Raw genomic sequence first — 11,544 nt, forward strand, 5'->3', positions numbered from 1 at the left:
CACACCTCCGTGCAAAAAAGGAAAGAAAACCGCTCCGTCCCGCTTCCTACGCCAACAGACCTCGACCGGTTCACGCCTTACGAAAACTGATTCGCCCTGAGCAGTTCCGTGATTTTTTCCGCAGAGTTTGCGCACATTCGCTTGACAAGCGAACTGGCCCAAACAACAATCAAAATCGGTCTATGTCCCTCCGCAACGGGGCTGTAGGCGCTTTGCGTCAACTGCACGCAGGCCTATCCACAACAGGGGAACACTCCATGCTTCACAAAACACTCATGCTCGCGGCCGTCGCGATCGCTGCCACGGCCATTGCGAGCCCAGCCGACGCCCAGGTTCGCTTGATCGGGATGTCTGGGAATCAAAATGCAAGTCAGACCACTACGCCACATCAAGAGGCGTTTTGGGATATCAACATCGGCGATGCTTCCAGCATCGAGGTGGGACGCGCGCTGTTTAGTCCCGACAGCCAAGCCCTGGGTTTCAATCCTGTGAGCGGCCTGCTGCACCGAACCGGCGGTGGTGACGCGTACAGCAACAATCCTCAGCGGATGGACTCAACCAGTGGGCTCCTGATTGGTGGTTATGCGGATGATCATTACATGGAGACGTTTGATCCGGCCGTTTTGACGCCCGGAAGCCAGGTGCCGCCTTCCACGGCAATTTACAACGCCAACGGCCCCAACCTTCCGGCCGATCCGCTGTTGGCCAGGTTCGGGCTTCCCGCGCCGCGTCCCTCGTGGGTGCTGCCAGTCGAACCGCGGACGTCCGCCCAGACCGACGCTTCGTTCAGGCAGACAGGAGAGAACGAAATGCACGCGATTCGAGGATTGGCCTGGTCCGCCTCGCAAAGCCTGTTTTTTGTCACATCCGAGGAAGGCATCTACACGATGACGGCCGACGGGGAATCAGATTTCCTCGGCGCCCCGCGCGCCGATTTTGGTGACGCGAAGGGCTTGGTGATCCTGGATATCGAGGGGCAAGAAAGGATGTTTGTCGGCACCAAAGAGCAAACCGGTTCGGACCCCTTCGCTGGTTCCGAGCTGATCGAGGTCGACATGACAACGGGGTTGGAAATCAATTCGGTGTTGTTGCGGGATCCTGTTTTGCCGGACACGCTTGGCGCAACGGGCATCCTCGGCATGTCAGTTCATCCAGAGACGGGCGTGTTGTATGCGGTTTCGCGCGGCGAGAGTACCAGCGATCCGTACGCGCGTGAGTTGATCACGATTGACCCACTTACCGGGAATACGACGTTGATCGGATTGATTGGAGTGAATATCTCGAGCATCGCGTTCACCTTCCCGGTCGTCGTCGATCCAGACCAAGAAGGCGACACCAACGGCGACGGCGCGGTAACCATCGAAGACTTGAACAACGTCCGCAATAACTTCGGTGGCGCTGGCCTTGGCGACACCGTTGGCAGCGACGACGGCCAGGTCACCATCGAAGACTTGAACAACGTCCGCAACAACTTCGGCGCCGGCGTTGCCGGTGCGAACGCGGTCCCGGAACCGTCGACTGCCCTGCTGGCCCTCTGCGGCCTCGCGGCGCTCGGCTATCGCTTCCGTCGTAAGTAAACGCGACGATGGCGAATTGCTTGAAGCTTCCCCAGCCGGCCTCACTCACAAGTGAGGCCGGCTTTTTTTGTTGCGCCGACTTAGAGCGCACGCAGCTAGCGCCGCAGCGTCGGCGCCGCCCCGAGGTTGCCCGAGGGCATCGTTTCGGTTGGCGCTGTCGAAGGCATGGATTCGACGGGATTCACGCGGGGCACCGTTGACGTCGCCGGGAGGCGGGCCATGACTGGGTCGCAGCACGAAAACCGTGCGTCCCAGCCGCCGCCAGCCGCTTTGAAGGCTTGCACCGTGCTGATTGACATATCGCCTTCGCTGAGAGCGATTTGTTCTTGCAGTTCCAGGACGCGGCGTTGCGAATCGAGCACCACCTGGAAAATCACCAGCCCCTGCTGGTATTGGGATTCGCTCAAGGAAGCGGACAGTCCGGCCGATTGCGCCGCCATGTAGAGCTCGCGGCGGCGGTCGCCGGCGGTGCGATGCGAGATCAAGGCGTTTTCGACTTCCTCGACGGCCAGCAGCACCGATTGCCGATACCGGGCCACGGTTTGTTCGTAACGCGCGCGCTGGACGCGAATCCCGCCGCGCAAACGGCCGAAGTTCAAGATGTCCCAGCGGAACTGCGGGCCAAAACTGTAGGCCAGGCTGTCGGTCATAAACCAGGTGTCGACGCGGCGGGAATCGGCCGTGATCGTGCCGCGCAAGGTGAGTTGCGGGTACAAATCGGCGATCGCCACGCCGATCCGCGCATTCTGCGCCGCGACCTGGAACTCCGCTTCCCGGATGTCCGGCCGGCGTCGCAAAAGTTCCGCCGGGACGCCGACGGCCAGGATGCCCGGCGCAGCGGGGATCGGCCCGTTGCCGAGCCGCGTCAGCATCTGGAGCGACGGACTTTCGCCCAACAACACGCTCAACCGGTGCATCGCCAGGTGGAGTTGCTGCTCCAACGGCGGAATCACGGCCGCGGTGCTGTGTAGGTTTTCTTCGGCCTGGGCCACGTCGAGTTCGCTGATCAGCCCGGCGCGAAAGCGCTCCCGCACGAATTCCGCCGTGGTTTGTTGCCGGACCAGATTCGCGCGGGCGATGTTCAAGCGCTGCTGCACGACGCGGAAATTGATGTAGCTGGTGCCGACGTCGCCGAGCAATGTTACTAGCACGTCGCGCCGCGCCGCTTCGTTGGCGGCGAGATCGTTTTCGGCGGCCTCGATTGTGCGGCGGAGTTTTCCCCAGAGGTCAATTTCCCAACCCGCATCGAAGCCGGCCGTGAACAAGTCGTAACTTCTGCGCAACGTCGGCGGAATGATGAACTGATTCGCGTTCAGGCTCGTGCGGCGATTGCTGTATCCGCTCGTGCCAAACACTTCGGGGAACATCTCGCCCCGCGCGACGGTCACGAGCGCCCGCGATTCCACGACGCGAAAGTAGGCCTCGCGCAACGTCAGATTCTGACAGGCCGCCTGGTCGATCAACCCGTTGAGCATCGGGTCGTTGAACTCGGTCCACCAGTAGGTGAGTTCCGGTTCGACGGGCGGCTGGGCCGGCTGCCCGTCGTGATAGAACGGCTCCAGCCAAGGCGACGTCGGGCGGACGAAATCCGGGCCTAATTTACAGCCCGACAAGCCGACGACGGCCCCCAGGCACACCGCGAGTGCGGCCGCCAGCCGACATCCATGCCAGCCCGGTCCCGGTCCCATCCGTAAGTCCTTGCGCTCCTTGCCTTCCGCCCGCTTGCCTTCCTTGCTTCGTCGTCCCGCGGCGATGGAATGCACGCCTGCGGGCGAATCCGCCAGAACCGGCACAGGCGACAAGTCCGTCACGTGACGGGCTCTGTCTGTATTCGATAACACCGGCGCGACCAGCCAAAGTGAGCTACGTTTTCCTTAGCTCGGACGAAATTCCCTCAAGAACGCCGAGCTCTCATCTACAACTCTTGTCGAGACTGCACATGACGCCGACCGCGCTCCTTGCGCTCTGTCTGATGTCAGCGACCGCCGAAGCGCCGGCGGCGCGGCAACCTTCGTCCGTGGCGGCGACCGACGTCGTGCCGTCGCTGCCGGGCATCGCCAATGCACGCCGGCGTGTGACGTTGTCGGCGCCGACGGAAGGAGTGCTGTTTGAATTGAATTGCGAGGAAGGACAGTCGGTCGCGCAAGGGGCCGTGCTGGCGGTGATCGACAATCGCATCGCGGCCGCCGCGGCGAAGCTCGCGAAAGCGGAAGCGGAGCAAACCGCCGGCGTGCTGCGCGGCGAAAGCGATCTCCGCGCCGCGGAGAGTTTGCTCGGCCGCATGACGCAGGCCAGCGAACACCGCGCCGCTTCCGAATTGGAAATCGAGCGCGCCCGCTCCGGCGTCGAACAGGCCGAAGCCGCTGTGCGTCAGGCGCACGAGCAACAGGCTGCTGCCCAAGCGGCGTACGTGTTAGAGCAGGCCAAGCTGGAAGCCATGAACATTCGCGCGCCGTTCGCGGGGCGCGTCGTTCGAACACGGAGCGTCGTCGGAGAAACGCTGACGCTTACGAAGCCAGTCGTGGAACTGGTCGATACTTCGCAACTGCGCGTCGAACTTTATCTCCCGACCCGTTGCTATGCCCGGCTGGAACCGGGCGTTGAGTATCGCCTGTTGGCCGGTACGCCGGTCAATGACGCGGTGACCGCGCGTCTGGTGATGAAAGATGTGGATATCGACCCGGGTACGGAAACCTTTCGATGCGTGTTTGAGATCGACAATCGGGAACTCGGGCTCCCCAGCGGGTTCAGCGCCCGTTTGCTCGATCCCACGGCTGAAGCGTCGCAGACGAGTGCGTCGGGCGATCAGCCATAGGCTCCTCTCTGCGTTACAACTTTGTTTGTCGTGTGGCGGGTCGGACGGCCGGTCTGTTGGGGACCGGCCAAGTGCGGCGCTATTCGCCGTTCGCGTAACTGTGACATAAGGGGCATCCTGTGACGAATCAACTTTTGGAAAACAAGCAGCAGGACGCCCCGGGCGAACCGCCCGTGAACGCCAAGAAGCGCGCACCGGCCTTTACCATTACGGCGCTCGAGCCGCGCATCCTGCGCTCGGCGACGGCGATCGAAACGGCCGATATGGAACAGCCGATCGAAGGCGAAGCCATCGACTTTGGCAGCCTCGGCCACGAAGTCCAGCACGGCACGTCGGCCAATGAGACGATGCACGGCACCGACGCCAATGACTGGCTCGACGGCGACGGTGGCAATGACGTCCTCGATGGCAACGGCGGCGACGACCTGCTGTATGGCGGAACCGGCAACGATCAACTCTTCGGCGATGGCGGCGACGACTTCCTGGACGGCGGCAGCGGCGCCGATCAATTGCATGGCGGCACGGGACATGATGCGGCCAGTTATCAGAACTCGACCGCGGGCGTGAGCGTCAATCTATCTACCGGACTGGGAAGCGGCGGGCACGCGGCGGGGGATCATCTCGACGGCATCGAGGACGTACACGGGTCGAATCATCGCGACACGCTCGTTGGCGACGGTCATGACAACGAACTCTATGGCTACGCAGGGAACGATCGGATCACCGGCGGCGGCGGCGACGATCTCATCTCCGGCGGCGCCGGCAACGACACGGCGAACTACTCTGGCAAGGCCAGCGACTACGAGATCGAGCACCACGGGAACGGCAAGTTCACGGTGCATGACGTGCGTGGCATCGACGGCACCGACTCGGTCGATTCGGTCGAGACGTTCCATTTCGCCGACGGCAACGTCGCGGCAGATAGGTTTGTCAACCATGCGCCGACCGATCTGAGTTTAGTCGGCTCGAAGGTCGGGGAGAACGCTGCCGACGGCACGCTCGTCGGAGATGTGTCGGTGAAGGATGCCGACGCGAACGACTCGCATACGTACGCGTTGCTGAACGACGCTGGCGGCAGGTTCTCGATCGACGCCGAGACAGGCGAGATCCATGTCGCCGACGGCGACGCTTTGAACTACGAAGCGGCGAAGTCGCACGTTATCGACATTCAAGTCACCGACGCCGATGGCGCCAGCTATCACGAGAAGTTCACGATCGGCGTGACCGATGTTAACGAAGCGCCGTACGACCTGGCGCTCAAGGGCAATACCGTCAATGAGAACGCCGCGGCCGGCACGACGGTCGGTACCGTCTCGACCAAGGACCCTGACGCTGGCGACAAGTTTACCTACTCGTTGACGGACGACGCGAGCGGCCGCTTCACGATCGATGCGAAGACCGGCAATATCAAAGTAGCGCAAGGCGCCGACCTTGATTTCGAAACGGACGCCGATCACAGCGTTAAGGTGCAGGTGAAGGACTCCGCGGGCAATACCTACGCCGAGTCGTTCGACATCCAGCTCAAGAACGTCAACGAGAAGCCGACCGATTTGACGCTCGATGGGGGCGTGGTTCAGGAAAACGCCACGGGCGGCACCGTGGTCGGCAAGGTTACGGGGACCGACCCGGATGTGGGCGATAAGCTCACTTATGCGCTCACCAGTAGTGCGGGCGGCAAGTTCGCCATCGACGCCAAGACGGGCGAGATCAGCGTGGCGAAGGGCGCCAAGCTGGATTTCGAGGCGGGCGAATCGCAATCCGTCACGGTGCGCGTGAAGGACGCTGGCGGCAAGTACTACGACGAGTCGTTCAAGATCGCTGTCGAAAACGTCAATGAAGCGCCGACCGACTTGACGCTTAAGGGGAACGCGGTCAACGAAAACTCCGCGCCCGGAACTGTTGTTGGCCAAGTTACGGTGAAAGACATCGATCGCGGCGACACGCACACGTACTCGCTCGCGAACGACGCCGGCGGCCGCTTCACGATTGACGCCAAGACCGGTGAAATTAAAGTCGCCGACGGCGCGAAGCTCGATTACGAGGGCGCGACGAGCCATAGCGTCACCGTGCGCGTGAAAGACGCGGGCGGATTGACGTACGACGAGGCGTTCAAGATCGACGTCAAGAACGTCAACGAAGCGCCGACCGATCTGACTCTCAAGGGAGATACGGTCAACGAGAACGTGAAGGCCGGCACGGTCGTCGGCACGGTCACGGCGAAGGACGCCGACAAGAGCGAAAAATTCACTTACTCGCTCGAAGACAACGCCGACGGGAAATTCACCATCGACGCCAAGTCGGGCCAGATCAAAGTCGCGACCGGCGCGAAGCTCGATTTCGAGAGTGATCCCGACCACAGCGTGAAGGTGCAGGTGAAGGACTCGGCGGGGAACACGTACTCCGAGGATTTTGCCATTCACCTGAAGAACGTCAATGAGACGCCGACGGATTTGACGCTCGAAGGCGGTAAGGTCGGCGAACACGCCACGCCCGGCACGGTGGTCGGCAAGGTGACCGGCGTCGACCCCGACGCGGGCGACACGCTTACGTACTCGTTGAAGACCACGGCCGGCAACAATTTCGCCATCGACGCCAAGACCGGCGAAATCACCGTCGCCAAGGGCGCCAAGTTCGACTTCGAACCCGGCGACACGCCGACGATTACCGTGCGCGTGAAGGACGCAGGCGGCAAGTATTACGACGAGGCGTTCAAGATCGAAATCACCGGCGGCAATGCTCCGCCGACGGACCTGGATTTTGTCGGCGGTGAAGTCAACGAGAACGCCTCGACGGGAACCGTCGTGGGCCACGTCACGGCGACCGACCCCGACCAGGGCGAGACCTTTACGTACGCGCTCAGCGACGACGCGAGTGGACGCTTCGCGATCGATTCAGCAACGGGTGAAATCCGCGTGGCCACCGGCGCGGACTTGAACTTCGAAACGGAACCGGATCATGGCGTGCTGGTGCGCGTCACCGATTCGGCCGGGAACGCGTACAACGAGGCGTTCAACATTCATCTGAATGACGTGAACGAATCGCCCACGGATTTGACGCTGACCGGCAGCACGGTCCACGAAAACTCGGCCGCGGGAACCGTGGTCGGTAAGGTCACGGCGACCGACCCGGATCAGGGCGAGACGTTCAGCTACGCGCTCACGAACAACGCGGACGGACGCTTCACCATCGACGCCGCGACCGGCGATATCCGCGTGGCGACCGGCGTGGTGCTCGACTACGAGTCGAGCGCCAGCCATGACGTGACGGTGCGCGTCACCGATGCGGCGGGCCATTCCTACACCGAGGCGGTGAACATTCAAGTTCAGGACGTCAACGAAGCGCCGACCGACCTGGCGCTGGTCGGCGACGCCGTGAATGAAAACTCCGCCGCCGGTACCGTGGTCGGCAAGGTCAACGCTACGGATCAGGATCAAGGCGAGGCGTTCACGTATGCCCTCACGGACAATGCGGGCGGTCGCTTCACGATCGACGCCGCGACGGGCGAAGTCCGCGTGGCGGCGGGCGCCGACCTCAACTTCGAGGCCGCCAGCCAGCACGCGGTGATGGTGCAAGTGACCGATTCCGCCGGGCATTCTTATGCCGAAGCGGTCAACATCAACGTTCAAGACGTGAACGAAGCGCCGACGGACTTGGCGCTCGTCGGCGATGCCGTCAGCGAAAACTCCGCCCCAGGCACGGTGGTCGGCAAGGTGACCGTTTCCGACGTCGATCAGAATGACGTGATCACCTACACATTGACCGACAGCGCTCAGGGCCGCTTTGCGATCGACCCGAACACGGGCGAAATCCTCGTGGCGGAGCCGACCGAGGAAGTCATCAACTACGAGGATAACACGCAGCACCAGGTCACGGTCCGCGCGACCGACGCGGCCGGCAATTCGTATGACGAGACGTTCACCATTCGCGTGAACAACGTCAACGAAGGAGTCAATAGCGTCGACGACTTCGTCGAAGGGGTCGAGGATCAACCGATCGTCACGCCGAACGTGCTGGAGAACGACTACGACATCGACGGCGATTCGCTGGCCGTTTCCGATTTCTCGTCGCCACAGCACGGCACAGTCGCTTACAACGGCGACGGCACGTTCACCTACACGCCGCATCCGAATTTCAGCGGGTCCGATTCGTTCACCTATACCGTGACCGACGGCAATGGCCTGTCATCTACCTCGACGGTACACGTCCAAGTTCACGGTGACGCCGACGTGGCGACGCTGGAAGTTTCCAACGCCACGCTCTACGCCGGGCAGTCGACGCCGCTGTCGATCACAGCCGCCTTGGGCGACCTCGACGGGAGCGAAGCGCTGACCGTGCGGATTGAGAACGTCCCGCACGGCGCTTCGCTCTCCGCGGGCAGCTATCAAGGCAACGGCGTTTGGACCTTGAGCGCCGCCGACTTAGAAGGACTGCAAATCACCTTGCCGCAGGACGCCCCGACGGACGTCACGCTCAAGGTAACTGTAGTCGCCACCGAGGCCGATGGCGATCACATCGAACTGACGCGCGACCTGGCGTTGCACGTGTCCGGCTTCCAATTGGAAGACGATCTCAACCAGCCCGCTGCGGCGTTTGTGGAGGATGCTGCCGTCGCTGAGTCCGCTCCGAGTGAGTCCTCCGATGCGCCGGCTGAGCGGCCCACCTGGCCGATGCTGCCGGCCGTCAGCGGCGTCGATCCCGATGCCGCGGAGTTGGTGTTCTCGGAGTTGCAGTTGGGCGAGCCGGGCAATGACATTGCCTGGACCGGCGCGACGTCGCACTTGGGAACCACGGCCGCGCACGGCCATCACAGTTCCAACGGCCACCACCATGACGGCGACCAGCATGCCGAACACGCGGTCGGCAAAACCGATGCGCCGCAGCAGGGCTCACACCATGCCGCTTCGCATCAATCTGCCAGTTGGCTGCATCAAGTTGGCGATCGCTTCTCCTGGATCTGGGGCATGTTCTGGGCTTATGGCGGCACCCGCGGCGCCGCCTCGGATGACGCTGGAGCGGATCAGCGCAACCATGCGGGGCGGTAGCTGAGTAGTGAGACGATGAACGAATACGTCGTCGTCACCACCAAGCCCAGGGAAGGCCACCATAGACCTTTGCCAATGGATTCGTCTACTGGGGCCCTCCCTGGGCTTTTTTCGCGAGTGTGATCTGGACATCACACAAACGGAAATCGGTCGTTCATTTCGGCCGCTGAGAGTTCGACCAGGAACTTCGACAGCCGTTCGACGACGATGTCCATCATCCGCTGGCCTTTCTCGGCCGTGGCGGGGTGAGGGTCGCCGACGCCGGTGTTCGTCGTCAACAGGTGCCAGGGCCGTGTCATCGTGACCCAGCCGCGGTTGAGCGCTTCGAATTGTGTTGTTGCAGCCGCGCCGGCGTCGGCCGCGAGGCTGCCGTCCGGATGCCGCGCCACGAGGTCTGGGAAGAAGGCCAGTCCGAAGGCCGTTTCCATCTCGCCCGCGTGATCGCCGGGATCGGTGAAGATCTCGCGTTCCACATCGCGAAAGATCTGATACCAGTTGCAGAGAAAAATCTGCGCCGACGTGCGCCCGTACAACTCGCGCAGCACGGACTTGAGTTCGTTCCCACCGTGGCTGTTGAGCAGCAGCACTTTGCGAATGGAACTGCCGGCCAGCGACTCGACGAGATCGCGAATCACCAGGGCCAACGTCGACGGCTGCACGTTCATCGCCAGCGGAAACTGCCGCAGGTTGGTCTCCGTGCCGTAGGGGATCGTCGGCAGCAAGACCACCTTTGCCCCTTGCGCATGCGCGGCTTCGCAAATCCGCTCGCCGACGATCTCGGCTTCCATCACGTCGGTGCCGTACGGCAGATGCAAATTGTGCGGCTCGGTCGCCCCCAGCGGCAGCACCGCCACTTCGTACGGGTTCGCGGTGACGTAGGCGAAGTTCGTTTCCAGCAACTTCCAGGGGCGCATGACGGTTCCTCGGCGTATCGATCTGCGGAGTTTTCTTGGATTCTAACAGATTCATCTATCGTCCAAGCGGTGTCCAAGCCCAGGGAAGGCCCTCGCAGTCGTCTCCATTGGCAACGACTATGGTGGCCTTCCCTGGGCTTAACGGCGAACGTCTTCGCTTGCTCTCGCGGCTTCCCTCCCGAGCGAAGCGCTACATCGCTAGAATTCAGTAATCCCACCGCGCCGCCCCCCCAGGACCCGCGATGTCACGCCAACTCAGCCAAACGGCTTTCGCCCGAGCCAAACGCTTGATCCCCGGCGGCGTGAACAGCCCCGCTAGGGCGTTTGGCGGCGTGGGCGGTGAGCCGATTTTCATGGCCCGTGGCGACGGGGCCTATCTCTTCGACGTTGACGGCAACCGCTACCTCGATTACATCGGCTCCTGGGGTCCGATGATCGTCGGCCATGCACACGAGGAAGTGCTCGCGGCCGTGCATGAAGCGGCCGCGCGCGGCACGAGTTTCGGCGCGCCGACCGAAGCCGAAAGCGAGCTCGCCGAACTGATCATCGACGCTGTGCCGAGCGTGGAAAAAGTGCGCCTCGTTAGTTCCGGCACGGAAGCCACGATGAGCGCCATCCGGCTCGCCCGCGGCTACACCGGCCGCGACGTGATTGTCAAATTCGCCGGCAACTATCACGGCCACGTCGATAGCCTGCTCGTCGCCGCCGGCAGTTCGGCGGCGACGCTCGGTGTACCGAATTCGCCCGGCGTCACCGCAGGCACCACGCGCGATACGCTCGTCCTGGAATACAACGACGTCGCCGCGCTCACCGCCGCCTTCGAGCAACACGGCCAGCGCATCGCCGGCGTCATCCTGGAGCCCATCGTCGGCAACATGGGCTGCGTCGTGGCGTCGCCGGAGTTCTTGAACGCCTTGCGAGCGCTCACCACGAAGCATGGCGCGCTGTTGATTTTCGACGAAGTGATGACCGGCTTCCGCGTGGCGTACGGCGGCGCGCAGAGCTTGTTCAAGATCGCGCCGGACCTGACGACGCTCGGCAAAATCGTCGGCGGCGGGTTACCGGTCGGCGCCTACGGCGGCCGCGAGGAAATCATGGATCACATCTTACCGGCCGGAAAAGTCTTTCAGGCCGGTACGCTCTCCGGCAATCCATTGGCCACGGCCGCCGGCATCGCCACTTTGCAACTCTTGAAG

The 11,544-nt window shown here is 62.7% G+C and carries 6 protein-coding genes; 4 read left to right on the top strand and 2 right to left on the bottom strand.

Features of this window, described 5'->3' with window-relative positions; translation table 11 throughout:
- Positions 1 to 257 precede the first annotated feature (257 nt).
- Positions 258 to 1,577, top strand: coding sequence for a PEP-CTERM sorting domain-containing protein (locus SGJ19_23700; GenBank protein ID MDZ4783263.1), 1,320 nt, complete (start codon positions 258 to 260; stop codon positions 1,575 to 1,577).
- A gap of 95 nt (positions 1,578 to 1,672) precedes the next feature.
- Here the strand turns inward: SGJ19_23700 and SGJ19_23705 are convergent, their stop codons facing one another.
- Positions 1,673 to 3,388, bottom strand: a complete 1,716-nt coding sequence (locus SGJ19_23705) for an efflux transporter outer membrane subunit (GenBank protein MDZ4783264.1) — start codon at positions 3,386 to 3,388, stop codon at positions 1,673 to 1,675.
- 128 nt (positions 3,389 to 3,516) lie between these two features.
- Here SGJ19_23705 and SGJ19_23710 point away from each other — a divergent pair, with 128 nt between their 5' ends.
- Both SGJ19_23710 and SGJ19_23715 read left to right on the top strand, forming a co-directional pair.
- Positions 3,517 to 4,392, top strand: a complete 876-nt coding sequence (locus SGJ19_23710) for an efflux RND transporter periplasmic adaptor subunit (GenBank protein MDZ4783265.1) — start codon at positions 3,517 to 3,519, stop codon at positions 4,390 to 4,392.
- 119 nt (positions 4,393 to 4,511) lie between these two features.
- Positions 4,512 to 9,434, top strand: coding sequence for a cadherin domain-containing protein (locus SGJ19_23715; protein ID MDZ4783266.1), 4,923 nt, complete (start codon positions 4,512 to 4,514; stop codon positions 9,432 to 9,434).
- Between the two features lie 131 nt (positions 9,435 to 9,565).
- On the opposite strand, the gene SGJ19_23720 is transcribed toward SGJ19_23715, so the two are convergent.
- Entirely contained in the window at positions 9,566 to 10,348 is a 783-nt protein-coding gene (locus tag SGJ19_23720; GenBank protein MDZ4783267.1) for a creatininase family protein, read from the bottom strand.
- Between the two features lie 242 nt (positions 10,349 to 10,590).
- Between SGJ19_23720 and SGJ19_23725 the strand changes: the two genes are divergently transcribed.
- On the top strand, positions 10,591 to 11,544 hold a 954-nt coding region (locus SGJ19_23725; protein MDZ4783268.1), incomplete at its 3' end, for a glutamate-1-semialdehyde 2,1-aminomutase.

This window comes from Planctomycetia bacterium (assembly GCA_034440135.1).
Lineage (GTDB): Bacteria > Planctomycetota > Planctomycetia > Pirellulales > JALHLM01 > JALHLM01.